This is a genomic window from Vibrio sp. dhg (assembly GCF_003443775.1).
Classification (GTDB): domain Bacteria; phylum Pseudomonadota; class Gammaproteobacteria; order Enterobacterales; family Vibrionaceae; genus Vibrio; species Vibrio natriegens.
Window position 1 is genome coordinate 1,407,992 of sequence record NZ_CP028944.1, and the last position, 26,167, is coordinate 1,434,158.

Consider the following 26,167-nt stretch of genomic DNA (forward strand, 5'->3'; position numbering starts at 1 on the left):
AAGCACTATGTCAGTCAAGATACTTAAACGAACCATCGCCGCGATGGGGATAATAACGGCCACCGTTATGTCTTCTTCAGTTTGGTCAAGTGATCTCCAAGAGATCCGCGAGCGTGGAGTCCTGCGCCATATCGGTGTTCCTTATGCCAATTTTGTTTCTTATATCGAACAAGGTGAAATGGAAACACTCACCGGGTTTGATGTCGACATAGTGAGAGGATTTGCTCAGTCTTTGGGCGTGCGTTATGAATACGTGCCTGCTCAGTGGAGCAATATGATCGGCAAGCTCATTGGTCAACATGTTCATTACCAAGATAAACGAGCTGTGTTGGGTGAAACGACACCTATTGAAGGCGACTTGATTGCAAATGGTGTGACCATCCTCGACTGGAGAACTGAGGTTGTTGATTTTTCGAAGGACTACTTTCCTTCTGGTGTTTGGTTAGTATCCAGAACGGATTCGTCGCTGTCTCCAATTAAGCCAACTGGCTCCATTGATGAAGACATCGGCATAGTGAAAGATCTCATAGATGGTCGAGAGGTACTAGCCTTGGAACACTCATGTCTTGACCCCAATCTTTATGACTTGTATGACACTGGAGCAAAAGTGATTCTTCCTGATGGTCACCGCCTTCTCAACGAGATGGTGCCAGCAATTATGAAGAATGATGCGGAAAGCACTTTGTTAGATGTTGCAGATACTCTCATCGCGCTTGAAAAATGGCCTGGTGAAATAAAAGTGATCGGTCCAATATCAGAAAATCAAAAGATGGCGGTAGCATTCCGAAAAAATTCACCAGAATTACGCGAAGCCTTTGACCGTTATTTGGACGCGATTAAGCAAGATGGAACGTATGAAATGCTAGTGAAGAAATATTATCCATCGATCTACTACTTTTATAATGATTACTTCATAGAAGAAAGTAAGAAAAATTAATGAAAAAGGCTGTTAAAAAAATATCCAGCAGAAAAATAATAACAATAAGCGCAATATTAGTGTCGGTTTATTTGGCGATGCTTATTGTTGTTACAAGTCTTGGCCAAAATAAATTAAAAGAATCACAACATAGAGAGCTAGACTTAAAAGTAAAAAGTTATGCAAGTACACTTGATAACTTATTTACGATTGCAAGTGAAGACATTGAAAATTTATCCAGTGATAAGACCGTCCAAACATTTTTTGCCAATTTGGCGTCTGGTATGTCTATGGAGTATGGACTGGGTGCGAGCCTGATCAATCTGAAGCATCGTTTTGACAGTAAAATCGCCAGTAAAAAAATAAATAACAGCCATATTTATGACAAGTTAACGCTGGTGGGCGGTGATGGAACGATTATCATCTCTACAAATCCTGAGAAGTTACAGTCGGTTGATGTTCATAAACTGATGATAGATCATAATCATACAGAGGAAGTCTACGCGTCTGATGAGGGTGATGGCACACTCATTCAAGTGGTCAAAAAAGTACAGTTTTCAGGAAAACAAGTCGCTTTTATTGTTGCAGACATCAACACAAGTGTCGTGATTGAGCAATTAACCAATCAAGAGCACGAAGATAGCTATAGCCGAATGGTTCTCAATGTTAAAAACGTTGAGATGGTTGTTTGGGATTCAATAACAAAGAATTCTATAGATAATCAACACGAGAGTTCCGTAGAACCTAAAGAACTGACAAGTAAAATATATTTTGAAGTGCCAGTTGAACGCTATCACTTTAAATTGAGAGCCTGGTTTGAGCCTTTAAGTGAAAGTGATGTTCTTACCTCACGATTATTTATTATTGGCCTGAGTATTCTTGCTGTAATGATTGTTAGCGGTCTTTGTTACGCTTTCATCGCGAATAATAATAGAATTGAATTAAAAATAAAGCTTGAAGAAGAAAAAAAGCGTAAGGATATTCTTTCTAAACAAAACCAAAAGCTTACTAATGAAATAGAGCGTCGTATTGCTTCAGAAAAAGAGCTCGAATTCCAAGCGAAATATGACACCTTAACCAACTTGCCAAATCGTAGTTACGGTTCAGAGCGATTGGCGTTGGAATTGATCCGCGCTGCTCGTAGTGGCTCTAAAGTGTTGGTTATGTTTATCGATTTGGATCATTTTAAACAGATCAATGATTCCATGGGTCACTTTGTTGGTGATGAAATCCTTAAGCTTAGTGCGCAACGTTTACACGGTGTCGCGAGAAAAACCGACTTACTAGCCAGAATAGGCGGTGACGAATTTTTATTAGTGGTGCCTGACTTGCCTGATGGTGACACGGCCAAACGTGTCGCATCTAGTGTGCTTACTGCTTTTGATGCGCCGTTGATGTGGAACAACCATGAGTTTTTCCTCACCAGTAGTATTGGGATGTCAGTGTTCCCCGATGATGGTGACACTGCGGAGCAGTTATTGGCAAGTGCTGATATGGCAATGTATCGAGTCAAGCAAGATGGCCGAGATGCTTTCTGTTTTTATGACCAGAACATGAACCAGGATCTGCAACGCTATCTTGATTTGGAAAGCCGATTGCGTCACGCAATTTCTAATCAACTATTGGAATTGTATTACCAGCCTATTGTTGAGCTGAAAACAGGCGAGATTGTTGGTGCAGAAGCATTAATGCGCTGGAAAGATGAAAAATACGGATTTGTTAATCCTGAAGAGTTTATCTCCATCGCTGAGAAAAATGGATTGATTCACCAAGTGGGTGAGTTTGCCATCCAGCAAGCTTGTCTGCGAGCTGCGCAATGGCAATCAATTACGCCTTTATTTATGTCGGTCAACTTCTCTAGTGTTCAGTTCCGTTATTGTGAAAAATTACTTGATTTGATAACTCAAAACTTAAGTGAATCGGGGCTCCCAGCCGATAAGTTTGATGTCGAAGTGACGGAAAGTTTACTGTTCAACCATGATCAAGAGTTATTGGACATGCTGAACAACTTGCGTTCATTGGGAACCAAACTGACTATTGATGATTTTGGTACGGGCTATTCGGCACTGAGTTACTTGCAGAAATTCCCATTTGATCGTCTGAAAATCGATCGAGCTTTCATGCAAAACGTGTTTGAAAATGAGTCGGATCAAGAACTGGTCAATGTAATTATCGCGATGGCAAAAGCACTCAATCTCAAAATTGTTGCTGAAGGAATCGAAGAGCGCCGACATGTCGATTATCTCAACAACCTAAACTGTGAGTTTGGACAAGGTTTCTACTATAGCCGCCCAGTACCCGCAGAGGAGTTCGAAGCCTTACTAAAGCAACCAAGCTGGTTGTAAATCCTTTCAATACAATGTTATAGCTAAGCATTGATGATATTTGTGCCTCAAGTTCATCAATGCTTTTCCACCTCAAGGGATAATCCCTCTTCCTGCTTTGAATTACACTACAATTAATTGATAAGTGATCGCCGGTGACGCCCGTCACACAAAGGCTAAACCAAATTCAAAACGAGTGAAAACTCGCCAACGTAATCAAGAAGGAATTGCGAATGTCTTCTGCATTTTACCAACAGATTCAACAGCAAATTGAAGAAGTGAAGGCTGAAGGTCTTTACAAAGCAGAACGTATTATTACGTCTCAACAGCAAGCTGCTGTGAAAATCTCAACCGGTGAAGAAGTACTGAACTTCTGTGCAAATAACTACTTAGGCCTTGCTAACCACCCTGCACTGATTGAAGCAGGTAAAGTGGGTATGGATGAGCATGGTTTTGGTATGGCGTCAGTACGCTTCATTTGTGGTACTCAAGACATCCACAAAGAGCTAGAGCAGAAACTGTCCAAGTTCCTGGGTAAAGAAGACACGATTCTTTACACCTCTTGCTTTGACGCAAACGCAGGTCTGTTTGAAACCATTCTTGGTAAAGAAGATGCAATCATCTCTGACGCACTAAACCATGCGTCTATCATTGATGGTGTTCGCCTGTGTAAAGCAATGCGCTTCCGTTACTCAAACAACAACATGGAAGAGCTAGAGCAACAACTGATTGCGGCAAAAGAGGCGGGTGCTCGCCACATTCTTATCGTAACGGACGGTGTGTTCTCGATGGACGGCGTGGTTGCGAACCTTCCAGCTATCTGTGACCTGGCGGAAAAATACGGCGCATTGACCATGGTTGATGACTCTCACGCGGTTGGCTTTATGGGTAAAACCGGTGCAGGCACGCACGAGCACCACAACGTGGTTGACCGTATCGACATCATCACTGGTACGCTTGGTAAAGCAATGGGCGGCGCTTCAGGCGGCTATACATCAGGTAAAGCAGAAGTGATCGACTGGCTACGTCAGCGTTCTCGTCCGTACCTATTCTCAAACTCGGTTGCACCAGCAATCGTAAATGCCTCTATCCGAGTTCTAGACCTGCTAGAAGAAAGTGGCGACTTACGTGACCGCCTGTGGGAAAACGCAGCGCATTTCCGTGCACGTATGGAAGCGGCTGGCTTCACGATGGGTGGTGCTGATCACGCAATCATCCCAATCATGCTTGGTGACGCGAAAGTTGCGGCTGAGTTCGCTGAGCGTGCACTAGAAAAAGGCATCTACGTAATCGGCTTCTCATTCCCTGTTGTACCAAAAGGTCAGGCGCGTATCCGCACTCAAATGTCAGCGGCGCACTCTCGTGAGCAACTGGATCGTGCGATTGATGCGTTCATCCAGGTTGGTAAGGACATGGGCATTATTTAAGTTTCTGTATCGCTCGTGTTTCACGTGGGGTTATGACAAAGGCTTGCCCAAATCTCCCTTGGAGAAGGCTCATTGGGTTAAGCCTTTTCACCCACGCTGTTGAGTGATAATGAAAGTTATAGAGAATTTTTTGTTGCGCACTGAGCGGAGCAATATTTGGTGAATACTATGAAAATTAAAGCATTATCAAAGCTAAAGCCTGAAGAAGGCATCTGGATGACCGAGGTGGAAAAACCTGAGGTTGGCCATAACGACATTCTGATCAAAATTAAAAAAACGGCTATCTGTGGTACAGACGTACACATCTACAACTGGGATGAATGGTCACAAAAAACCATTCCAGTACCTATGGTTGTGGGCCACGAATACGTGGGTGAAGTTGTAGCGATTGGTCAGGAAGTTCGTGGCTTTGAAATTGGTGATCGCGTATCTGGCGAAGGTCACATTACTTGTGGTCACTGTCGTAACTGTCGTGGTGGTCGTACACACCTTTGTCGCAATACCATCGGTGTAGGTGTAAACCGTGAAGGTGCATTTGCAGAATATCTGGTTATCCCAGCGTTCAATGCATTTAAAATTCCAGATGAGATCTCTGATGATCTAGCATCGATCTTCGACCCGTTTGGTAACGCAGTACACACCGCACTCTCTTTCGACCTAGTTGGTGAAGATGTGCTGATCACGGGTGCTGGTCCAATCGGCATCATGGCAGCTGCAGTTGCAAAACACGTTGGTGCACGTCACGTAGTCATCACAGATGTCAACGAGTACCGTCTGGAGCTTGCTCGTAAGATGGGTGTCACTCGCGCAGTAAACGTAGCAGACGAGAAGCTAGAAGATGTAATGGCAGAATTGAACATGACAGAAGGCTTCGATGTTGGCCTTGAAATGTCTGGCAACCCTGCAGCGTTCAACTCAATGCTAACAACCATGAACCACGGTGGTCGTATTGCTCTGCTAGGTATTCCACCATCAGACATGGGTATCGACTGGAACCAAGTGATCTTCAAAGGCCTGGTTATCAAAGGTATCTACGGACGTGAGATGTTCGAAACTTGGTACAAGATGGCTTCACTGATCCAATCAGGTCTGGATCTGTCGCCAATCATCACGCACCACTACAAGATCGATGACTTCCAAGAAGGCTTCGACGTTATGCGTAGCGGTCAGTCTGGCAAAGTTATCCTTGATTGGGAATAACCATTCTAAGTAAGAAAAGCGCTCCGAAAGGGGCGTTTTTTGTTTTAGGGAACATGAATAACCAGTAAACGTCTGGAATTAATCCCCCAAAGTCCTAACTAAGTAGAATTTTGGCTAGCAGATCGAACGACAGGTTACCTCCAATGCTTTTCTTCTAGCTCTTTTTGAGCTTTGTCTAGCAAAGCCATTAGCCTGTCCGCATCTTTGTATTTCCCTGCGATGATGGCACTACGTAATTCGACCTGTAAAGCCTTTAATTTATCTAAGCCAGTTGGAGATTTAACAAGACGACGTAAACCTTCAGCTTGATCCATAGAACTGATGTTATTGTTCATTTAAGCTCCCATTTCGATGGAGAACTATATCTCTTTGAGTTTGATGAGAAAAAACTTCTGCTGAACAATTGATACACTCATATTTGAAGTATTTTTTCCGGAATACTTTTTCTATGAATGTCCGGTGTATTCGATTAAACACCGTACTCTTCTTACACGAAGGGCACATCCCATAGAGTTGCATATAAATTAGCCTACTGACGAACGGACAAAAAATTTATTCATACCTACCTGGGTATGAAACTTAGTTATATGCATGAGATTACTTCGAGTTTTTGTTTTTTGGTGTGATGTGTACCCCATAATTTAATGTTAAATAGATGGTTAGATAAAGTTGGCAGCGGTAGGTTGATGGTGGATTTCTGTTGGATTTTTACACAGGTTAGCCTAAATATTTTCTGCAATTTCTTGTCTATTGCCTATATTGAGCTAATGGTTACTTATAGTTTTATTTGTTTTTATTAATTGGCTTACTTTTAATTCAATATAAAACTTTAAAACAAAATGGCTCTTGTAATGGTGATAACAAGTAAGTCATCCATAGTTCACCAAAGATGAAGATTGAGAATATGAGTACAGGAATAGTTAAGTGGTTCAATGGAGATAAAGGATTTGGCTTTATTACACCAGATGATGGCAGTAAAGATTTATTCGTCCACCATTCGGAAATTAAAATGAGTGGTTATAAGTCGCTGGCGGATGGCCAGAAAGTAGAATATGAAGTAGGGCAAGGGCAAAAAGGTCCGTGTGCGACTAATGTTAAGCCTCTATAACTGAGTATTGAAAAGTAAGCAGGCTCATTAAGTGTCGCTATGAGTCTGCTTTTAGTGTTTTTTAAGCATAAGTCAGGTTAAAACCCTCGGCTTTTCCAGAACTGACCTTCGTCACGAGCAACAACGTTGAATGTTTTTTCAGCGATTGTTTTACCTTGCATGTCTAGCGTCATTCGCCATTCACCTAAGTTGCTTTCTAATCCGTTAATCGGACACAGTAGCTGAATGGTATCGCCAAGATAGAAGTGCCAATCATTACTTCGTACATACACTTCTCCATCAAAAGGCGCGAGTACTTTACCCTTTTTATTGATAATGCCCGGATGATGGATGCAAAACTGTAAAAGTTGTCCTTTCGCTTTCTTAATATTGACGGTAAAGCCAAATTCAACCCCTTCATCGGCAGTAACCGTTTGGGTGAACGCTTTAATTTGAGGCAACTCTTTGGCTTTTGCATCCCAGTGGGAATAAATACCGTAGGATGTCATTTCTATAACTGGAGTACGTTTTGCCACTCATTGGTTCTCGCTCATGAATAATGCCGCGATTCTACCAAATACCTGCAGGGCTTCAAGCAAGGCCCTGTATCCTTGAATAACAGACCAATGTGGTGAGGTTGTGTCTGAATTACTCGACGTCATTTTACGCCTGATGTGATGGATGCGAAGACATCGATGCCTGGCTTTTTGTGACTTTCTGTGAAACAGAAGCTGGTGGGAGAACTATCAATTACATAACAAGAGGTCTTGCTCCCAAAGTTTATTTGCAATCATAGTTTTCGGACTATTCCAACAGGATCTTCTGAGATTAGTATAGCGAGGTTAAAAATACTTAGCTTGATGGAATAAGGTAAAACTATGAATAAGTCACTTACAGCGCTAGGTTTATCTCTAGCATTAGTTGGTACAGCGCATGCTGCAAATTGGGGATATGAGGGTAACCATGGCCCGGAGCATTGGGGGGAATTTGCTTCTGAATGTGCTCAGGGTAAAAACCAGAGCCCAATTGATATTCAGTCTACGGTTCAGGCGGAATTGGCCAAGCTGGAATTAGATTACAATGGTAAAGCTATTTCACTGACAAACAATGGCCATACGCTACAAACGAGTTTAGAAGGGGACAACAACCTGCTTGTTGACGGTAAGTCATTTAACCTCAAGCAATTCCACTTCCATACGCCATCAGAAAACCATGTAGACGGTAAATCCTATCCGTTAGAGGCGCATTATGTTCACGCAGATGAGCAAGGTAATCTTGCGGTAGTCGCGGTATTCTTCGAAGAAGGTGAAGCAAACCCTGCGTTGACTAAGCTATTAGATAAAGTCCCAGCAAAAGACAGTAACGTGACGATCAGTGCGCCATTTGATGCCAGTGCTCTGATCCCGAGCGAGAAGGATTACTATCGATTTAATGGCTCTTTGACCACGCCTCCATGCTCGGAAGGGGTGCGTTGGCTAGTGCTTAAAGATCCTCAGACGATTTCAGCAGAACAAATCGCGACATTTGAACAAGCCATGGGTGAAAATAATCGTCCAGTACAGCCATTGAATGCGCGCCTGATTTTAACCAAGCAATAACGGCTGCTAAACCATAATGAAAAAGCCCACTCAATTGAGTGGGCTTTGCGTTATTTAATGTTAAAAGCCGTTTTCGTCTTGTTCTGTCTGATTGGCCATTTGAATCGGATCCAGCTTAAGCGTTTGAGTTGGGAAGGCAATGTCTGCGTTGTGCTCTTTAATGATAGTGATCACTTGCAGTAAGACATCCTGCTTTACCTCATGGTAGCGCACCCAGTTGACCGTCTTTGTGAAGGTATAGATAAAGAAGTTCAACGATGATGGCCCGAAAGAATCGAAGTTCACGATGAGCGTTTGACGAGCGTCGATGTCTTTGTGAGCCTTCAGCATTTCCTTGATTGCATTGATGAGCTCCGGCACTTTTTCTGCGTCGTCATAGCGAAGGCCAATTTTTTCATAAATGCGTCGGTTGAGCATTCGTGACGGGTTTTCTACCACAATGCTGCTAAAAACCGAGTTGGGAACGTAAAGCGGGCGTTTATCAAACGTGCGAATAATCGTCATGCGCCACCCGATGCGTTCAACTGTGCCTTCGATCTCTCTGTCGGGAGAGCGAACCCAGTCGCCAACTTTGAAGGGACGGTCGAAATAGATCATCAAACCACCAAAGAAGTTAGACAACAAATCTTTCGCGGCTAAACCCACAATCAAACCACCCACACCACCAAAGGTGAGCAGACCTGACAGAGAAAGGCCAAACGCCTGCATGATAGTCAGAACGCCCAATGTGGCGAAGAACAAGCGAGCCACTTTCGCGATAGCCTGCACCGTCGTTTCGTCTCGTTTTTGGTGTTCGAGTACGTATTCTTCTACATTGGTGATTAGCCGCATCAAGGTCCAGACCAAGATGCTGATGATCAAAATGAGCTTGAGTGTGCTCAGCCAATCTATCTTATCGTTTAGCTCGCTTTCTAAAATAATGCCGAGTGATACGGTGGCGGGCCAACACCAGATGAGTGTACTCACCGGCGCTTTGAGAGCCTCAAGCAACATGTCATCCCAATGGAATGGTGTTTTCTCTACCAGGATTGCTAAACGTGAGCGAATTAATCGCCAAGCGATCCATGCAATAAAACTGGCGAGAGTGATAAATAGAACACTGCTGCTCCATTCTTCACTGTGTGTGAGAACATAGTTTTGAAGATCGATAAACCACTGTGACATAAGTAACTTTATTTCGAATGAGTCTTGGTGAGAAAGGTAGCAGATATTAAACGCTCACCCCAGAAATTTAACAAATATTGTATAGCACCGGCGTTATTGTCAGTAGAGTAAGTAACATTACCTTACAGGGCTTGAACGTTTAATTATAAGTTCTTTGACTTATCGCTAACATTAAGCGGTGGCAAGTGTGAGAGGGTATTGCCACTTAAAATTAGCGGAGGCAGATATGGAATTTAAAGAGCAGGATAGAATTGCGCTCTATAACACTTGGATGTCACAAAAGGCCAAAATGCACATCACTCAAATGGATATGGCGAAGCGCCTCGGTGTGAGCTTACATGAGTTTTCTGGCCTATTACGTGGTAGTTCACCCCTGACATTGGGTTTTGTAAAACAGCTATGCGAGCAGCTACATGTGCGCCCTAGTCAAGTGATTCCGACTCTAAATGAGCGAGAAATGTCTGCTATAGGTTCTGTACAACTGCAAAGCCGAGTAACGGTGGATGGCGATATTAGTAACGTATTTATCGAAGGCAACCAGGTGGTGATCGAATACGTGCATCAAGTGAGCTAGTTTTCGTAGCCCGGTCTCAATCACTATTTGAACGACGACTACGCTCTCCAGCCCTTAGCTAATTAGCTATAAAAAACGAGCCTTTGATGGCTCGTTTTTTATTGATGTATCGGATTAGCTCGGGATTTTCACTAATGAGTCTTGTGAAAGGTCGGCAATCGTTTTAGCACCGGTTAACGTCATCGCTACACGCATTTCTTTGTCGTAAAGGTCAAGCAGGTTCTCTACACCAGTACTACCTTGTGCAGCCAGTGCGTAGACAAAAGAACGACCCAGAAGCGTACAGTCCGCGCCAAGAGCAAGCATGCGAACCACATCCAATCCAGTACGAATGCCAGAGTCAGCAAAAATCTTCAGGTCACCTTTAACCGCGTCTGCGATGCTTGGTAGAGCTTTAGCGGTAGAAAGCACACCGTCCAGCTGACGACCACCGTGGTTAGATACGACGATACCATCGGCACCAAAGCGTACCGCGTCTTTTGCGTCTTCTTCATCCAGAATGCCTTTGATTACCATTGGGCCATCCCAAAAGTCACGAATCCACTCTAGATCTTTCCAAGAAATTGAAGGGTCAAAGTTTGCGCCTAGCCAACCAATGTAATCTTCTAACTTCGTTGGTTCACCACGGTAAGTGGAAATGTTACCCAGATCGTGAGGTTTACCCAGCATGCCTACATCCAGTGCCCAGCTCGGGTGACGCATCGCCTGAAATACGCGGCGCATTGCAGCATTAGGACCACTCATACCTGAGTGCATGTCGCGGTAGCGTGCGCCAGGTACTGGCATATCAACGGTAAACACAAGCGTTGTCACGCCAGCCGCTTTTGCGCGCTCGAGAACGTTTTTCATAAAGCCGCGATCTTTTAGCACGTATAGCTGGAACCACATTGGGCGTTCAATCGCTGGTGCGACTTCTTCAATCGGACAAACGGAAACTGTAGACATTGTGAAAGGAATGCCTTTTTTCTCTGCTGCTTTTGCTGCCTGCACTTCGCCACGGCGTGCGTACATGCCCGTCAAACCAACAGGAGCAAGTGCGATAGGCATGGCGAGTTTCTCACCAAAGATCTCGGTTTCCAGGCTTAAATCAGCCATATCACGTAGGACGCGTTGACGAAGAGCGACATCACCTAAATCGTCAGTATTGCGCTTCAGAGTACGTTCATCGTAAGAGCCGCCATCAATATAGTGGAATAAAAATGGAGGTAGCTTGGCTTTAGCGGCTGCGCGGTAATCGGTAGAAGCAGATATAATCATAATTGTGTCCTAGCGTTTATTCTAAGCAAAGTTGTGGAGCGTTGTTTCTCATCGCTACGGAGTAGCTGACGACATCAGAATACGGGTTAACAAAGAAGTACAACTATCAGATAGAGTAATTCTAGTAACCAATTTACATAATTGATTGAACAATCAGTCCAATTATTCAATCAGTTATATAAAGTGATTGAAGGTGACACAGCTACCGGGGGAGATTTGCAGGTCAAATAACCTATGCAGGTAGTGTTGCTAATAGCTGTGTCAAAATCGTGCAGGGCGTTGACACCCTGCGCTTTTATTTACTTCATCAAGGCATCTGTCATGTTGAATCCGTATATCAGTACCAAGCCGATAATGCCCGTCATAACAAGGTAGTAGAACGTTGGGATAACGGTTTTACGCAGCGTTGCACCTTCACGTCCCAGCAGACCTACTGTTGCTGATGCTGCTACTACGTTGTGAATCGCAATCATGTTACCCGCTGCTGCACCTACCGCTTGAAGTGAAACGACAATCACACTTGAGATAGACAGCGTTTGAGCGACTTCAAACTGGAATTGGCTGAACATCATGTTCGATACTGTATTCGAACCCGCGATGAACGCGCCTAGTGCACCAACCGTTGCACTCAATGCCGGGAATGCAGAGCCTACAAGGTCTGAGGCAAAGTTCGCGGTTGTTACTGGCATACTCGCAAGGTCTGCACCATTAACACCTGAGTTAATGAAGATACGTACCATTGGAATGGTGAATACCAGTACGAAGCCAGCACCAATCAGTGTTTTGCTTGATTCGCCGAATGCTTCACGAAGTGGTTTCGCGCTGCCGCTTTGCAGTAGTGCCGCAAGTAGCGCAACAAACACCAGGATGCCACCAGGCAGGTATAGCGGTTGGATTGCTGCACTTACGCCCGCTTCTCCAAGAATATTGCTGAAAGACAAGCTGATGCTTTGCAGGAAGCTCTTGAACTCAGCGCTTACACGGCTAGCAACAAGGATCACAGCCAACAATACGTAAGGAACCCAAGCCATTACCAGGCTCATTGGCTTACCAGATTTCTCTTGAATGTTGATTTTCAGAGAACCTAACCACTCGGCTGGCCATTTATCTTCGCTTTCAAAGTCCCATTTAGTTTTTGGTACTAGGAAGCCTTTCTTCGCTGCGGTCACCACAATTGCTAGACCAACAAGGCCACCAATCAGAGATGGGAACTCAGCACCCAGGAATACGCCAGTTAATGCATAAGGAACCGTAAATGCGATACCAGCAAACAGCGCGAATGGCAGGATATCGAGACCTTCTGTCCAGCTTCTGTTTTTACCGAAGAATCGTGTTAACATCACAGCCATTAACACTGGAATCATAGTACCAACAACCGCGTGGATAACCGCTACGTGAGCAGTAATGTCCTGAAGGTATGCTTCCCATGAAGAACCTTGTGTTACCAATGTCTCGGTAATGTTATGTGAATCCAGTCCTTTATTGACACCGACAATGATCGGCGTGCCTACAGCACCAAATGACACAGGTGTAGACTGAATCATCATACCCATAAGCACAGCTGCCATTGCTGGGAAGCCAATCGCAACGAGTAGCGGCGCAGCAATCGCAGCAGGCGTACCGAAACCAGATGCCCCTTCGATGAACGAGCCAAAACACCATGCAATGATGATAGTTTGAACACGACGGTCGGCAGAGATATCGGTAAAGCCGTTACGGATAGTTGTGATCGCTCCGGTGTGTTTTAAAGTGTTGAGCAAGAAGATGGCGCCAAACACAATCCAGAGAACAGATACAGTAATTCCTAGGCCTTGGAATACGGATGCCAGTACGCGAGTAGCTGACATATCCCAAAACATTAGGGCGATAGCGACGGTAAGACCGAACGCAACAGGCATAGCTTTTTTAGCAGGCCAGTTGAGACCAACCAATAAAATGGCGGCCACAACAATTGGCGAAAACGCCACGAGGGCAAGTAGGGTTTCACTCATTTGTACATCCTTCGTTCGCAGACTTTTTTGAACGGTATGTTTCCGTTGTAGAGGCGACTTTTTGTTGTAATGGTTTTGTTAATTTGGCGTGAATCTACTCCTTTATTTTTTTTAGATATAGGGAAATAATGAAAATAATTAATTCCAAAAGTGACATAATCAAATGAGAGCAGACGACTTAATCCTATTTTCTCAGGTAATGGAACTGGGCAGTTTTAGTAAGGTTGCTGAGGCAAATAACCTTACAAATTCGGTAGTTAGTAAAAGAATCGCCAGGTTGGAAGAAGAAATCGGCGCGCAGCTATTATATCGAACAACACGTAAATTGACCCTGACGGAAGCGGGGAAGGTGTTATTACATAGTGCTAAAAATGTGAAGCAAGCCACTCAGGAGGCTATGGATGCAGTTGCAGGCTTTGGAGAGAATGTAAGCGGACATATTAAGATGTCTGTGCCATCTATTTCTGGAGACTTGATTCTTGCTGATGCAGTAGCCGAATTTTGTAACCTTCATCCGGGCTTAACCGTCGATATGTCGCTCGATAATCGCTTCGTTGACCTTGTGGCTGATGGTTATGATCTCGTGATTCGAACGGGGTATCTTGAAGACTCCAGCTTAATTGCAAGGCATATTCTCGACTCTCAATGGGTGGTGTGTGCTTCTCCTTCTTATATAGCCAAAAATGGCAAACCAGTAGAACCGATTGATTTGACGCGTCATAACTGTTTTCAATATGCCTATCAAACCACAGGTGCTTCCGATTGGGAGTTTAAGAGTGATGAAGGCAATTACATTGTTAAAGTGTCGGGCAGTTTTTCTACTGATAACGCCACCGCGCTTCGTAAAGCGGCACTAGGTGGCCATGGTATCGCCTACGTACCAAGGTGCTTGGTGTATCACGATATTCGTAATGGCCAGCTGGTGGATATTTTTCCTGAATTGGTTGGCAAGAAACTGGGCATTTATGCGGTGTATCCATTTACTCGCCAGCCACCGAATAAAGTAAAATTATTAATTGAGCACATCCGTGATCGTTACTTAACGATTTCACACTATTTTTAGTGGCTTTGAGTTCATGTCGTCTTCAAGGCAAATTGCGTGTTAAGTATCAATTTAATAAATGTTTCAATCTTTTAGTTGAAATCAAACGTTGGCGCCCTAAGGTATGTGTTGAGAATTAGTCTCAATTAAAAATAAAACAAAATTAAAGTGGAGTAACACGGACGTTATGCATTACCCAAAAACTCGCAAAGATTCTGTCGTGGACAACTATTTCGGACACGATATCGCCGATCCTTATCGCTGGTTAGAAGATGATCGTAGTAAAGAAACGGCAAACTGGGTCTCAAGCCAAAACTCAGTGACTTTTGATTTACTGGGTCAGATCCCTTATCGCCAGAAAATTCGCGATCTGGTCGCTAGCAGCCAAAACTATGAGAAATACTCACAGCCATTTGTGCGCGGTGATTACACCTATTTTTATAAAAATGATGGTTTGCAAAACCAAAGCGTACTTTACCGTCGTAAAGGAGAGGGTGAGGCAGAAGTATTTTTAGATCCTAATACTTTTTCTGAAGAGGGGACTACCTCTCTTGGTGACGTGAGCTTTTCAAAAGACAACCGTTTAGTCGCGTATTCTATCTCTGAAGGTGGCAGTGACTGGCGTAAGATCTTTGTGATTGATGCGGAAACCAAAGCACAGTTGGAGCCTGAAATTGTCGATGCGAAATTTACCTCCATTTCCTGGTTGGGCAGCAAAGGTTTCTACTATTCCAGCTACGATAAGCCAGAAGGCAGCGAACTGTCAGCGCGTACTGAGCAGCATAAACTTTACTATCATGAGCTAGGGACTTCACAAGCTGAAGATAAAGTCGTGTTTGGCGCATTGGACTCTCAGACACATCGCTATGTATTCGCTACGACGACAACGGATGATCGCTACTTAATCATCTCTGGCGCGGAATCAACCTCTGGCAACCGCTTGTTTTATATCGACCTGAACTCAGCAGCACAAGAGATTGTGACGTTACGCGAAACTACACAAGGCGATACGCACCTTATTGATAATCAAGATGCAACTCTGCTGTTTTACACCAACCTCGATGCGCCAAATGGAAAAGTCGTCAGTTACAACACGCAAATCTCACAATGGGCAGAGGTTATTGCAGAGCAAGAGCAGCCGTTAGAAGTGGGTAAAGGCGGCGGGTATCTGTTTGCTACTTACATGGTTGATGTTCTGTCGAAAGTACAGCAGTACAACTACCAAGGTGAATGGATTCGAGATGTTGAATTACCGAGCGAAGGCACGGCATATGGTTTAGCAGGGAAGAAAGAAGAAACCACGCTTTACTACACTTTCACCAATTACGTCACGCCTCCGACGATTTTCTCTTTTGATGTAGAAACTGGTGAATCACAGCTTTATCAAGAATCTAAAGCGCCATTTGATCGCAACGACTATGAGTCGAAGCAGGTTTTCTACACCTCAAAAGACGGTACGCAAGTACCGATGATCATCTCCTATAAAAAAGGCACCAAGTTCGACGGTACTGCGCCGACCATGCTTTACGGTTATGGTGGTTTTAATATCAGCCTGACGCCAATGTTCTCTGGTAATGTAGCCAACTGGCTCGAGTTAGGGGGCATTTATGCCGTAGCGAATATGCGAGGCGGTGGTGAATATGGAAAGGCATGGCACAATGCTGGCACTCAACTGCAAAAGCAGAATGTGTTTGACGACTTTATCGCCGCAGCTGAATATTTGATCGAGAACGACTACACAAGTTCAGAACGCTTGGCAATTCGTGGTGGTTCGAATGGCGGATTGTTGGTCGGTGCGTGTATGACTCAACGTCCAGAGCTGTTCAAAGTGGCACTGCCAGCTGTGGGAGTGCTTGATATGCTTCGATATCACACATTCACTTCTGGAGAAGGTTGGAAGTACGACTTTGGTACGTCTGCGCAAAGTGAAGAGATGTTCCAGTATCTGCTTGGTTACTCGCCTGTACATAATGTGAAAGAGGGCGTGCAATACCCTGCAACGCTGGTGACCACTGCCGATCATGATGATCGTGTGGTGCCTGCTCACTCCTATAAATTCATTGCCGAACTGCAAGATAAACATCAGGGCGAAAATCCGGTATTGATTCGAATCGATGTGAATGCAGGACATGGTGCGGGCATGCCGCTCAGTAAACAAATCGATCTTACAACCGATATCTATGCGTTCACCCTATACAATATGGGCATTGAGTCTGTGTAACGACCGATGAGTTAGAAGAATAAAAAATGCCGCGACAGAATCGCGGCATTTTTCATGGTTGGGGGAACTCAAGTCATACTGTTAACAGTATATTGAATCAGATTGACTAAGTCTGACTCGTTGAACCAACCAGTCTCGGCGGCCAAACCGAAAAGCAGCTATGCCCATTTTCAGTAATTCAAAAGTTTTCTTGCCAATTTAGCATCGCTTCAGAATCAGGGGGCTGAGGCTTAATTATAGAGACGCATATTGGCTGATTCGCCAGATATCATTGCCTGCAAATGCAAAAATTGTTCGTGTGCATGAGTCACGTGCTGTAATTCAATCATCCATTCCGCGTTACGTTGCGCGGTACAAAATGCTGCCATATGTGCAAGTAAGTCTTCACTTTGCTGCGCGAGCAGGTGACTTAAGCGCTCAATCAGATCATGGCTTTCCAATTGTAAGAACTGAAATAATGCATAAGTTTGGTTGAGGGCTGAAAAAGCTGCACGTTGCGAACCGAGTCTATTGAGAATCTCTGACTGTGCCACGCTAGCATCACGTAGTCCGCTAATAAGACAAATAAATTGGCAGGGTTTGGTTTGTTCGTTTTCTAACGCTGAGTGGATGTGATTGGGTAAATGATTGAGTACATCTTCATATAAACGATGCGCTTCAGGCCAGTGACCCTGTTGTATTAATTGCCCAGCTTTCATGTAGCGCATCCAGCATTGCTCGATATCCATGTCCAACTCCCCAAATTAGATTGAATATGATATTAAATGAAAATGGTTATCAATTGCAAGTGTGTATTGTTGTCATTTTTTGTAGTTTAGTTGCTCATAAAGTGTTCGGTTAGACCGCGATGTAATGTAAATCACTTAAAATTAAACAAATAATCTCTACACTCAATTGAACACAATAAGAAAAAGGAAGCGGATATGGCAATACTAAGGCTAGAACCTAAGCAGTTGTATTCTGTAGCTGATCTAGAGAATATGCCATGTAAGTCTACCAAGGAATTACCTCCTATTGATGAAATCGTGGGGCAGGAGCGCGCTCAAAAGGCAGTTGAGTTTGCGATGTCAATCAAGGAGAAAGGGTACAATATTTACGCAATCGGTCAGAATGGTCTAGGTAAACGTACCATGATTTTACGTTACTTAAATCGTCATCAACACGATGTAGAAGCGTTATTTGATTGGTGTTATGTCGCGAATTTTGAAGACACTCGCACACCTAAAGTATTGAAATTGCCTTGTGGTATCGGTAATAAGTTACGAGTTGATATTGAAGCCTTAATGGGCAAGTTGCTCAATGCATTACCATTGGCATTTGATAACGAAATGTACTTTAGCCGCGCTGATCGTTTAAAAAACCAACTTGCTAACAAGCAACAAAATGAGTTGGATCGTATTAGCAAAGAAGCGAAAGATAAAGGCATTAGCCTGACGATCACAACACAAGGTGACTACCAGTTCGTTGCGATGAATGGTGATGAGCTGCATACCGAAGAGTCGTTTGATGCACTGAGCAAAAAAGAGCAAGAACAATTCAGTGATGCCATTGATGAGTTGGAAGTGGCGTTGCGCTCTATGGTTCGTGAGCTCACTGAGTGGGAAGAAACGTTTAGTGATAAGATCAAAAAGCTCAATGATGAAGTAACACTGGATGTGATTACTCACTTCATTAAGACGCTTAAGGTTGATTACTCTGAATATCCAGAGATCAAAACCTATCTTACTGAACTTCAAAAAGACATTGTCGAGAACGCCGATATTTTCCTTGATCAAAGTGGTGAACAAGGCGAAATAGCGACCGCGTCTTTAGATAAGAAGTTACCTCGCCGCTACAAAGTGAATGTACTGGTCAGTCGTTGTAACAGTGATTTCCCAATTGTGGTCGAAGAGAACCCTAATTATCACTCGCTGTTTGGTTCAATTGAAACGGCAACGTTTAAAGGCACCGTGTTTACCGATTTCTCGCTTATCCGGGCAGGTAGTTTGCACAAAGCCAATGGCGGCGTCCTTTTGATGGATGCACAGAAAGTGCTGGAGCAGCCTTATGTATGGGATGGCCTAAAGCGTGCGATTCGATCGCGTCAGTTAAGCTTTACCTCACTAGAGAAAGAAGTAACGTTAACTGGTGCGGTTTCACTCGATCCAGAGCCGATTCCGTTAGATATCAAAATAATCCTGTTTGGTGATTACCGAACTTATCAGTTGTTACAGCACTATGATCCAGAATTTAGCGAGCTATTCCGTGTTACGGCCGATTTCGAAGATGAAATGAGCCGAACGCCTGAGTCTGAGCTGCACTACGCACGCTTTATTTCTAGTGTCGTCCACGATAACAACATGCTGCACTGCGACAAGAAAGCCATTGCCCGTATTATCGAATACAGCTCTCGTTTGTCTGGAGATCAGTCCAAGCTGTCGCTGCACTCTGCCAACATTGCTAACTTGCTCCGAGAATCAAACTACGTTGCTCGTCAGGCCAACTCCAACATGATTCGAACCGGGCATGTACAGGAAGCGCTGAAGAATCAAGAAATGCGTGTGAGCCGCTTGCGTGATAGTGTGATGGAGTCCTATGTCAACGGTACTACGCTGATACGCACTGAAGGTTCCGCAGTCGGGCAAGTCAATGCATTGTCTGTGTTGAGTACCAGCGATTATATGTTTGGTGCACCAAACCGCATTACCGCGACCACTTGCTATGGTGACGGTGAGGTGATTGATATTGAACGCAGTGTTGATCTCGGTGGTAGCATTCACTCCAAAGGGGTCATGATTTTATCGGCGTATTTGTCGTCTGTATTTGGTAAAAATGCACGTGTTCCGCTTACGACTACGATTACCTTTGAGCAGTCTTACGGCGGGGTCGATGGAGACAGTGCCAGTATGGCCGAGCTGTGTGCGGTTGCTTCTGCGTTTTCAAAACAGCCAAACCGTCAGGATATCGCCATCACAGGCTCGATGAACCAGTTTGGTGAAGCGCAACCCATTGGCGGTGTAAACGAAAAGATTGAAGGCTTTTATGACGTGTGTGTCATTAAAGGTCGTCATAACGGTCAAGGGGTAATCATTCCGGCGTCGAATGCTCATAACCTGATGTTGCGATCCGATATCGTCACAGCGGTAGAAAAAGGCGAGTTTCATATTTGGGCGATAGACCATGTCACCGAAGCGATTGAACTGTTTACCGGAAAAGTGGCCGGAGAACCAACAGAAGAAGGCTCTTATCCGATCGATACGATTTTTGGTATCGCTCAAGCTAAGCTTAATGCATTGAGAAAGTAGACCAAATCTCGCGGAAAAGAGATTCAGTATCTGACTGAATCAATAAACAAAAAGGCACATTCAGTGCCTTTTTTCTATTCTTGTGCTGTAAGAAAAACGATGAGACAAATGCTGAACTACTTTAATTTCAGTTTGGTTCCGTCAAATTTGAGATTGCTCAGTAAGCGCTTTGCATTGGATTTGCCTACGTCATCAAACTCCACGCCGTAACGGGAGTAATGAGTCGATTTTTGCAGGTTACAAATGCGGCCATTGAGTGGGGCTAGCATGCGGCTATCCTCCGGCATAGTTACATCTAACGAAATGAAGTCACCAACCTGTAGCGGACGACTCATTGGAGAGGTCACGAAACGACAGCCACTTCGGGAAATGTCTCTTATCTCACATTCGTTGCGATATGTTTCGAAGCGTACATGAGCTTTCAAATTGACTTCGTAACGAACTTCTTTCCTGAGCTGATACACTTGCATCGTATTTGGCAGGTTGAGAACCAATAATGGATAAGGTTCACCCAAGCGATGCTGGATTTGCGCTCTAAAAGGAATAATCGCACCTTCACCACGCTGAGAGTACGCTTTGATGTTGATCCAGAACCCTTCTTGAAAGTAGAACTTGAGATCTTCTTCCGAAATATTTGGTAGCTCTACCAACGCAGTATGGTTGGAGTGACAGCCAATAAAGGTGCTGGTGGTTATAAACTTAGTTCCTACGGGCGTCGTCACGTTTAAAGAAACTTCGCTTCCGTGTTCCACCATTGCCATTGCATCGGTGCTGTTGAGTATTGTCGCCTGACGTTCTGGTTCCCTCTTACTTTGAGAAGGTCGTTTGCCATCTCCGGCACTAATTATCATATTTCTCATTATTATGGTCGAACCTGAAAAGGGACTGATATGAAATGACTGGGCTTCCTAGCGTGGTATTGATTTTATTCAGTGATATAGTTCGATTCAATAAGTTAACCGAAAATAAGGAAGTAAGTTATGCAAAAAGTGACGCACGACAGTGAAAGTGGCATCTTTTGGGTTGAACTTGAGCAAGGCTTTAGCGCTAAAGTTGTGTATCAACTGCAAGATGGCGCAATGCATATCACGTCGACCGTGGTTCCTGAAGAACTAAGAGGTAAGGGTTGCGGAAAGGTGATGATGGAAGCCGTACTGCCAGAAATTGAATCATTGGGCTACAAAATCGTCCCGGTTTGTCCTTATGTCGGGCACTATATTGATAAAAATAAACAGTGGGCACATCTTTTGGCGTAGGGGGACAAATGATCAACCCTCTCTATGTGAACATTGGCAATGAGCTAGATCTGGGTAATCTTGCTTCAGTCGAAGTGATTCAGTCACTTTGGGGAGGTTACGGTGAACTGGTGCGAGTGAAGTTCTCCAAGCGCTCAATCATTGTAAAACATGTGACGCTGCCCAAACCATCAGAGCACCCAAGAGGCTGGAATACCGATCGCACCCATCAACGTAAACTGCACTCTTATCAGGTTGAGGTCAGTTGGTATGAACACTTTAGCCAATCTGTCGACGAACATTGTCGGATACCGAAAGGGTTAAAATGCTTTCAAACGGACAATGAATGGTTGATCGTTATGGAAGATCTCGCCGAAGCGGGGTTCACCAAAGTGATGGCTCAAGCGTCCAAAAAACATTTAAAGGCTTGTCTTTCTTGGTTAGCGCATTTTCATGCCCACTATATCGGGGTTTACCACGATCAGCTATGGGATATTGGAACGTATTGGCATTTGGCAACGAGGCCAGATGAACTGGACGCGTTAGAAGATAAAGCGTTAAAACAAGCTGCTTCGTTAATTGATAGCACACTTACCTGCGCAAAATATCAAACTCTTGTTCATGGCGATGCTAAATTAGCCAACTTTTGTTTTGATGACACAGAGTCATTGGTCGCCGCAGTCGATTTTCAATATGTTGGCCATGGATGTGCGATGAAGGACGTGGCGCTGTTTATGAGCAGTGCGGTCGAGCCAGAAGCGTGTTCAGAAATGGAAAGTTGGGTTCTTGATACCTACTTCGCAGAACTAAGGCATGCTCTTCAAATCTACCAGCCGCAGCTTGATGCAAAAGCGGTTGAGCAAGAGTGGCGTCCGTTGTTTCCTGTCGCCTGGGCTGACTTTCAGCGCTTTGTAAAAGGCTGGAGCCCAAAGCATTGGAAAATAAATCCCTACACTGAAGCGTTGACCGCGAGAGCGATTGCTTATCTGAAAGGCCAATCTGAATGAAAAAGCCTCCATGTGGAGGCTGAATTCTAATTCTTACTGGGTCTTATACGTGCCATGTAATAGGTATTGATGAACTCACCATCGCGGAAGGAACCATCAATTGCTTCGCCTTCGATCTCGAAGCCATGCTTTTTGTAAAGGCCGATGGCTGCGTCGTTGTCGGCGTTCACCTCTATTTGAATTCGTCTTACATTTAGCCAGTTATCGGCTAACTCTGTCACTGTCTCAATCAACTTACTGCCGACACCAAGGCCGTGAAAACGGTCGTGAACACCTATCCCAAAAGAAGCCGTATGTGACGTTCTTGGACGTTGTGAGTGATGAAAGCCGATATTGCCGACCACTTTGCCATCTACTTCAGCGACATAGCTGTAAACGCCAGCAGGCATGTTAGATAACCTTTCCACCCACATGGCAACAGACGGGTTAGGGAGCTGCAGGGTTTCACGTTGCGCTTTAGGCTGGGAATAGATTTCAACGAGCGCTGCTGCGTCTTCAACCATGGTTGGACGTACGATTATTTCCATGCTTCTCTCCTATGTGTTTGTTTTACCTTAATCTAACCACTGTTTTGGTTTTTGAATAGCATTTTTTAGAATTTAGTGAATTTATACGTTTAAAATTAGTGGTTTATGTTAGTGGTGTTTTGAGTTTATATAGTGTTTTAGGGCAGAGAATACCGACAAGACTGAAAATGTGTTGGATTTTTATACTGAAACTTTACGCGTTTATAGGCAATTGTGGTGAATTCGTTTTTAGCGGAGAAAGAGGGTTTTCAAACTGTGAAGTGGGTAGCCGCCTAGAGTTGATTTGAATCAAGAGAGGTTGGAGTTACCTCTTATGAGGTATGGGGAAGACGTACGTTTCGGGCTATTTATGCTTAACTTGATAAAGGAGCTTCTTTGAGGAAACGTGATGAAATCTTTCCCGTCAAAAATGTCCCAAAGTCGTCGCCGATTTTTGCGTGATACTGCTCGAACAGCAATGGGCGTTGGTGCTGCAGCCTGTGTATTGGGGCTACAGTCCTTGCAAAGTCAAGCTCGCGAAACCAAAGGGGTCCCAATTCGGCCACCGGGTGCTCTGCCAGAGGGCGACTTTGAATCTGCCTGCATACGCTGTGGGTTGTGCGTACAAGCATGCCCATACGATACGTTAAAGCTTGCCACGTTACTGTCTCCAGTCGCTACTGGCTCACCGTATTTCACTGCACGCGACATACCCTGCGAAATGTGTGATGACATTCCGTGTGTGGTCGCGTGTCCGAGTGGGGCTCTCGATCCTGAATTAACCAACATTGATGATGCCCGCATGGGAACTGCCGTCCTCATCGATCACGAAACGTGCCTTAACTGGCAAGGCTTACGTTGTGATGTTTGCTATCGAGTCTGTCCTCTTATTGACGAGGCGATTACTCTAGAAAAAATTCACAACGACCGCACAGGCTACCACGCCAAGCTGATCCCAACCGTTAATTCTGAGGTCTGTACAGGTTGTGGTAAATGTGAGCAGGCTTGTGTACTGGATGTGTCTGCAATTAAGGTTGTGCCTACGGACTTAGCGAAAGGCAAAGTGGGCAGCCATTACAACTTCGGTTGGCAGGAAATAGATAAACCTTTAGAGAATGTGCTTCCAGAAGAGAACCCTGTACCGACAGGTGCACTTGAGTCTCTAAAAGGAGGTAAGTAATGGCTAAAAACTTAGCTCAAGATGCAGGCAAAGAGGCAATAGAAAAGCTTGGCTGGTGGCGAGCACACCGATTCCTAATCTTACGCAGGCTTTGTCAACTTACCATTATCGCGCTGTTTATGGCTGGGCCAACGCTAGGTGTTTTTTCGGGTAATCTTTCCTCTAGCATGTTGCTCGATACGGTTCCCATGAGCGATCCGCTGATCGTATTGCAGGCGTTGGCTACTGGGCATGTACCGGAGTTTAATGTCTTGTTAGGGGTAGCCATCGTTATTGTGTTTTATGCGATTCTTGCGCCACGAGCATTTTGCGCATGGGTTTGTCCTTTGAATGTGGTGACAGACTTTGCTGCTTGGCTGCGGCGAAAACTGAATATTAAAGCGAGTTATCGCTGGTCTCCATCATTGCGCTACTGGTTAATTCCTGTTTTGATGTTAGGCAGTGCATTCTCAGGCACGATTCTCTGGACATGGATAGACCCAGTGGCCGCGTTGCACCGAGGGCTTGTGTTTGGCATGGGAGCGGGGTGGGTTTTAGTTGGGCTCGTTTTTGTTCTGGATCTGTTACTGGTGGAGCATGGGTGGTGTGGTCACCTGTGTCCTTTAGGAGCAACCTACGGTGTCATCGGCAGAAAGAGTATTCTCAGAGTTACCGCTGTACGACGAGAAGCTTGCACCAAATGCATGGATTGTTTTTACGTCTGCCCAGAACCAGAAGTTTTGAGGTTACCGTTAAAAGAAGGGGATCGCCGGGTGATGGATCAAAACTGCATCAGCTGCGGACGTTGTTTGGATGTGTGTCCGGAACACGTCTTTGAATTTAAAAATCGCCTGAGCGTAAAGAATATCGATTAAGCGTTATTTTACTTTTGCGTCAAATTAGAATGATATTGCGAATTTGTTACATTTAGGGCTATGATGATGCCTTCATATCTAAAGGATGCATCATGAATACCTCATCTCAAGGCTGGAGAACACCGCAAAACTTCTTATTGCTCATCTCCATTATTGTGCCTATCGCCTTTTCAACTTGGATGGCGCTGCTTAACAATTTCGTTATTGAAAAAGCAAACTTTGATGGCTCAGACATCGGTTTGTTACAAAGTGTACGTGAAGTGCCGGGCTTTTTGTCGTTTACCGCCGTATTTGTGCTGCTGTTTATTCGCGAGCAACGCTTCATGCTGGTCTCTCTGGCCATGCTGACATTGGGTACGGCAATAACAGGTTATTTTCCCACTCTGTACGGTTTACTTTTTACGACCTTGTTAATGTCCACCGGATTCCATTATTTCGAAACGCTGAAACAGTCTCTCTCGTTACAGTGGCTTTCTAAAGACGAAGCCCCAGAAATGCTTGGTAAGTTCATTTCGGTAGGTGCGTTGGCCTCTCTGGTTACCTATGGCGCGTTGTGGGTGATGCTAGAGCAACTAAAACTGGATTTTAAAACGGTTTATATGGTTATGGGAGGGATAGGCTTTGTGCTTATCTTGGTGATGGCATTTGCTTTCCCTCAGTTTAAATCTACAGTACCTCAGAACAAGAAGTTGGTATTGCGTAAACGCTATTGGCTCTACTACGCGTTGACGTTTATGAGTGGTGCTCGTCGTCAGATCTTCACCGTTTTTGCAGGGTTCTTAATGGTGGAGAAGTTCGGTTATTCAGCGGCGGATATCACCTTACTGTTTTTGATTAACTACTTATTTAATTTCCTGTTTGCTAAACGAATTGGCCGATTTATTGGTGTTGTCGGAGAGCGTAAGGCGTTGATGTTTGAATACGTCGGTTTGATCTTTGTGTTTGTTGGCTACGGATTAGTTCAAACTGCGGAATGGGCAGCAGCGCTATACGTGGTTGATCATCTGTTCTTCGCTTTGGCACTAGCGATTAAAACGTACTTCCAAAAGATAGCTGATCCGGCGGATATGGCATCGACGGCGGGCGTAGCATTCACCATCAACCATATTGCTGCGGTTGTCATTCCAGTTACGTTTGGTGTTATCTGGCTGGTTTCACCTTCAAGTGTTTTCTACATTGGTGCTGGTATGGCGGCAGTGAGTTTGTTGTTTTCGCTCAACATTCCTGCCAAGCCAGAAGAAGGCAATGAAACTCGTGTGCTGAGATGGAGTTAAGATTTATTAAGTCATCTGCTCACGAT

23 protein-coding genes are annotated in these 26,167 nt (G+C 44.4%); 15 read left to right on the forward strand and 8 right to left on the reverse strand.

The window, feature by feature from the left end; translation table 11 throughout:
* Positions 1 to 7: 7 nt before the first annotated feature.
* The 4 genes from DBX26_RS21990 (at position 8) to tdh (ending at position 5,867) form a co-directional block, all read left to right on the forward strand.
* Complete coding sequence (locus tag DBX26_RS21990) at positions 8 to 937, forward strand: transporter substrate-binding domain-containing protein (RefSeq protein WP_118120894.1); 930 nt, start codon at positions 8 to 10, stop codon at positions 935 to 937.
* Positions 937 to 3,261, forward strand: coding sequence for a bifunctional diguanylate cyclase/phosphodiesterase (locus DBX26_RS21995; RefSeq protein WP_118120895.1), 2,325 nt, complete (start codon positions 937 to 939; stop codon positions 3,259 to 3,261). Before DBX26_RS21990 ends, DBX26_RS21995 begins: the two co-directional genes overlap by 1 nt.
* 212 nt (positions 3,262 to 3,473) lie before the next feature.
* Complete coding sequence (locus DBX26_RS22000; RefSeq protein WP_020333441.1) at positions 3,474 to 4,667, forward strand: glycine C-acetyltransferase; 1,194 nt, start codon at positions 3,474 to 3,476, stop codon at positions 4,665 to 4,667.
* 168 nt (positions 4,668 to 4,835) lie between these two features.
* Positions 4,836 to 5,867: an L-threonine 3-dehydrogenase gene (gene tdh, locus DBX26_RS22005; RefSeq protein ID WP_118120896.1), complete on the forward strand. Its 1,032-nt coding sequence runs from the start codon at positions 4,836 to 4,838 to the stop codon at positions 5,865 to 5,867.
* Between the two features lie 134 nt (positions 5,868 to 6,001).
* Here the strand turns inward: tdh and DBX26_RS22010 are convergent, their stop codons facing one another.
* Positions 6,002 to 6,202 carry a hypothetical protein gene (locus DBX26_RS22010; protein WP_020333440.1) on the reverse strand — a complete coding sequence of 67 codons (201 nt, stop codon included), beginning with the start codon at positions 6,200 to 6,202 and terminating at the stop codon, positions 6,002 to 6,004.
* 569 nt (positions 6,203 to 6,771) lie between these two features.
* On the opposite strand from DBX26_RS22010, the gene DBX26_RS22015 reads away from it, so the two are divergent.
* Positions 6,772 to 6,975: a cold-shock protein gene (locus tag DBX26_RS22015; protein ID WP_024372647.1), complete on the forward strand. Its 204-nt coding sequence runs from the start codon at positions 6,772 to 6,774 to the stop codon at positions 6,973 to 6,975.
* Between the two features lie 77 nt (positions 6,976 to 7,052).
* Here DBX26_RS22015 and DBX26_RS22020 read toward each other — a convergent pair whose 3' ends face one another.
* Positions 7,053 to 7,490 carry a DUF3859 domain-containing protein gene (locus DBX26_RS22020; RefSeq protein ID WP_118120897.1) on the reverse strand — a complete coding sequence of 146 codons (438 nt, stop codon included), beginning with the start codon at positions 7,488 to 7,490 and terminating at the stop codon, positions 7,053 to 7,055.
* 342 nt (positions 7,491 to 7,832) lie between these two features.
* On the opposite strand from DBX26_RS22020, the gene DBX26_RS22025 reads away from it, so the two are divergent.
* Positions 7,833 to 8,552, forward strand: coding sequence for a carbonic anhydrase (locus DBX26_RS22025; RefSeq protein ID WP_020333437.1), 720 nt, complete (start codon positions 7,833 to 7,835; stop codon positions 8,550 to 8,552).
* A 60-nt stretch (positions 8,553 to 8,612) separates the two neighbouring features.
* On the opposite strand, the gene DBX26_RS22030 is transcribed toward DBX26_RS22025, so the two are convergent.
* On the reverse strand, positions 8,613 to 9,716 hold the full coding sequence (locus DBX26_RS22030) for a mechanosensitive ion channel family protein (protein WP_065301561.1): 1,104 nt from the start codon (positions 9,714 to 9,716) through the stop codon (positions 8,613 to 8,615).
* Between the two features lie 226 nt (positions 9,717 to 9,942).
* Here DBX26_RS22030 and DBX26_RS22035 point away from each other — a divergent pair, with 226 nt between their 5' ends.
* A complete protein-coding gene (locus DBX26_RS22035) occupies positions 9,943 to 10,290 on the forward strand; it encodes a helix-turn-helix transcriptional regulator (protein WP_014234940.1) in 348 nt (115 codons plus the stop codon).
* A gap of 114 nt (positions 10,291 to 10,404) precedes the next feature.
* On the opposite strand, the gene lldD is transcribed toward DBX26_RS22035, so the two are convergent.
* Both lldD and DBX26_RS22045 read right to left on the reverse strand, forming a co-directional pair.
* Positions 10,405 to 11,547 (reverse strand): FMN-dependent L-lactate dehydrogenase LldD, encoded by a 1,143-nt coding sequence (lldD, locus tag DBX26_RS22040; protein WP_118120898.1) that lies wholly within the window; start codon positions 11,545 to 11,547, stop codon positions 10,405 to 10,407.
* Between the two features lie 299 nt (positions 11,548 to 11,846).
* On the reverse strand, positions 11,847 to 13,538 hold the full coding sequence (locus tag DBX26_RS22045; RefSeq protein ID WP_014234938.1) for an L-lactate permease: 1,692 nt from the start codon (positions 13,536 to 13,538) through the stop codon (positions 11,847 to 11,849).
* Between the two features lie 163 nt (positions 13,539 to 13,701).
* Between DBX26_RS22045 and DBX26_RS22050 the strand changes: the two genes are divergently transcribed.
* Both DBX26_RS22050 and DBX26_RS22055 read left to right on the forward strand, forming a co-directional pair.
* Positions 13,702 to 14,601, forward strand: coding sequence for a LysR family transcriptional regulator (locus DBX26_RS22050; protein ID WP_014234937.1), 900 nt, complete (start codon positions 13,702 to 13,704; stop codon positions 14,599 to 14,601).
* Between the two features lie 166 nt (positions 14,602 to 14,767).
* The gene (locus tag DBX26_RS22055) at positions 14,768 to 16,801 is read left to right on the forward strand and encodes a prolyl oligopeptidase family protein (protein ID WP_118120899.1); all 2,034 of its coding nucleotides are present in this window, start codon (positions 14,768 to 14,770) and stop codon (positions 16,799 to 16,801) included.
* A 230-nt stretch (positions 16,802 to 17,031) separates the two neighbouring features.
* Here DBX26_RS22055 and DBX26_RS22060 read toward each other — a convergent pair whose 3' ends face one another.
* Positions 17,032 to 17,529, reverse strand: a complete 498-nt coding sequence (locus tag DBX26_RS22060; protein WP_020333433.1) for a hypothetical protein — start codon at positions 17,527 to 17,529, stop codon at positions 17,032 to 17,034.
* Between the two features lie 195 nt (positions 17,530 to 17,724).
* Here DBX26_RS22060 and DBX26_RS22065 point away from each other — a divergent pair, with 195 nt between their 5' ends.
* Positions 17,725 to 20,085, forward strand: coding sequence for a Lon protease family protein (locus DBX26_RS22065; protein ID WP_065298108.1), 2,361 nt, complete (start codon positions 17,725 to 17,727; stop codon positions 20,083 to 20,085).
* A 116-nt stretch (positions 20,086 to 20,201) separates the two neighbouring features.
* Here DBX26_RS22065 and DBX26_RS22070 read toward each other — a convergent pair whose 3' ends face one another.
* Positions 20,202 to 20,936, reverse strand: coding sequence for a flagellar brake protein (locus DBX26_RS22070; RefSeq protein ID WP_065298109.1), 735 nt, complete (start codon positions 20,934 to 20,936; stop codon positions 20,202 to 20,204).
* A gap of 129 nt (positions 20,937 to 21,065) precedes the next feature.
* Between DBX26_RS22070 and DBX26_RS22075 the strand changes: the two genes are divergently transcribed.
* Both DBX26_RS22075 and DBX26_RS22080 read left to right on the forward strand, forming a co-directional pair.
* On the forward strand, positions 21,066 to 21,341 hold the full coding sequence (locus DBX26_RS22075) for a GNAT family N-acetyltransferase (protein ID WP_020333428.1): 276 nt from the start codon (positions 21,066 to 21,068) through the stop codon (positions 21,339 to 21,341).
* An 8-nt stretch (positions 21,342 to 21,349) separates the two neighbouring features.
* Entirely contained in the window at positions 21,350 to 22,327 is a 978-nt protein-coding gene (locus tag DBX26_RS22080) for a phosphotransferase (protein WP_118120901.1), read from the forward strand.
* Positions 22,328 to 22,353: 26 nt separating this feature from the next.
* Here DBX26_RS22080 and DBX26_RS22085 read toward each other — a convergent pair whose 3' ends face one another.
* Positions 22,354 to 22,854: a GNAT family N-acetyltransferase gene (locus DBX26_RS22085; RefSeq protein WP_065298111.1), complete on the reverse strand. Its 501-nt coding sequence runs from the start codon at positions 22,852 to 22,854 to the stop codon at positions 22,354 to 22,356.
* A 388-nt stretch (positions 22,855 to 23,242) separates the two neighbouring features.
* Here DBX26_RS22085 and napG point away from each other — a divergent pair, with 388 nt between their 5' ends.
* The 3 genes from napG (at position 23,243) to DBX26_RS22100 (ending at position 26,141) form a co-directional block, all read left to right on the forward strand.
* Positions 23,243 to 24,013, forward strand: coding sequence for a ferredoxin-type protein NapG (napG, locus tag DBX26_RS22090; protein WP_014234929.1), 771 nt, complete (start codon positions 23,243 to 23,245; stop codon positions 24,011 to 24,013).
* A complete protein-coding gene (gene napH, locus DBX26_RS22095) occupies positions 24,013 to 24,867 on the forward strand; it encodes a quinol dehydrogenase ferredoxin subunit NapH (RefSeq protein ID WP_014234928.1) in 855 nt (284 codons plus the stop codon). Before napG ends, napH begins: the two co-directional genes overlap by 1 nt.
* Before the next feature lie 92 nt (positions 24,868 to 24,959).
* Positions 24,960 to 26,141: an MFS transporter gene (locus DBX26_RS22100; protein ID WP_014234927.1), complete on the forward strand. Its 1,182-nt coding sequence runs from the start codon at positions 24,960 to 24,962 to the stop codon at positions 26,139 to 26,141.
* Positions 26,142 to 26,167 lie beyond the last annotated feature (26 nt).

Coding starts and splice junctions, on each gene's coding strand:
- DBX26_RS22100 (WP_014234927.1), top strand. CDS start 24,960: ATGAATACCTCATCTCAAGGCTGGAGAACACCGCAAAACTTCTTATTG.
- DBX26_RS22075 (WP_020333428.1), top strand. CDS start 21,066: ATGCAAAAAGTGACGCACGACAGTGAAAGTGGCATCTTTTGGGTTGAA.
- DBX26_RS22000 (WP_020333441.1), top strand. CDS start 3,474: ATGTCTTCTGCATTTTACCAACAGATTCAACAGCAAATTGAAGAAGTG.
- DBX26_RS22015 (WP_024372647.1), top strand. CDS start 6,772: ATGAGTACAGGAATAGTTAAGTGGTTCAATGGAGATAAAGGATTTGGC.
- DBX26_RS22035 (WP_014234940.1), top strand. CDS start 9,943: ATGGAATTTAAAGAGCAGGATAGAATTGCGCTCTATAACACTTGGATG.
- DBX26_RS22050 (WP_014234937.1), top strand. CDS start 13,702: ATGAGAGCAGACGACTTAATCCTATTTTCTCAGGTAATGGAACTGGGC.
- DBX26_RS22085 (WP_065298111.1), bottom strand. CDS start 22,854: ATGGAAATAATCGTACGTCCAACCATGGTTGAAGACGCAGCAGCGCTC.
- napG (WP_014234929.1), top strand. CDS start 23,243: ATGAAATCTTTCCCGTCAAAAATGTCCCAAAGTCGTCGCCGATTTTTG.
- napH (WP_014234928.1), top strand. CDS start 24,013: ATGGCTAAAAACTTAGCTCAAGATGCAGGCAAAGAGGCAATAGAAAAG.
- DBX26_RS22055 (WP_118120899.1), top strand. CDS start 14,768: ATGCATTACCCAAAAACTCGCAAAGATTCTGTCGTGGACAACTATTTC.
- DBX26_RS22060 (WP_020333433.1), bottom strand. CDS start 17,529: ATGGATATCGAGCAATGCTGGATGCGCTACATGAAAGCTGGGCAATTA.
- DBX26_RS22010 (WP_020333440.1), bottom strand. CDS start 6,202: ATGAACAATAACATCAGTTCTATGGATCAAGCTGAAGGTTTACGTCGT.
- tdh (WP_118120896.1), top strand. CDS start 4,836: ATGAAAATTAAAGCATTATCAAAGCTAAAGCCTGAAGAAGGCATCTGG.
- DBX26_RS21990 (WP_118120894.1), top strand. CDS start 8: ATGTCAGTCAAGATACTTAAACGAACCATCGCCGCGATGGGGATAATA.
- DBX26_RS22070 (WP_065298109.1), bottom strand. CDS start 20,936: ATGATAATTAGTGCCGGAGATGGCAAACGACCTTCTCAAAGTAAGAGG.
- DBX26_RS22065 (WP_065298108.1), top strand. CDS start 17,725: ATGGCAATACTAAGGCTAGAACCTAAGCAGTTGTATTCTGTAGCTGAT.
- DBX26_RS22080 (WP_118120901.1), top strand. CDS start 21,350: ATGATCAACCCTCTCTATGTGAACATTGGCAATGAGCTAGATCTGGGT.
- DBX26_RS22025 (WP_020333437.1), top strand. CDS start 7,833: ATGAATAAGTCACTTACAGCGCTAGGTTTATCTCTAGCATTAGTTGGT.
- DBX26_RS22030 (WP_065301561.1), bottom strand. CDS start 9,716: ATGTCACAGTGGTTTATCGATCTTCAAAACTATGTTCTCACACACAGT.
- DBX26_RS22045 (WP_014234938.1), bottom strand. CDS start 13,538: ATGAGTGAAACCCTACTTGCCCTCGTGGCGTTTTCGCCAATTGTTGTG.
- DBX26_RS21995 (WP_118120895.1), top strand. CDS start 937: ATGAAAAAGGCTGTTAAAAAAATATCCAGCAGAAAAATAATAACAATA.
- lldD (WP_118120898.1), bottom strand. CDS start 11,547: ATGATTATATCTGCTTCTACCGATTACCGCGCAGCCGCTAAAGCCAAG.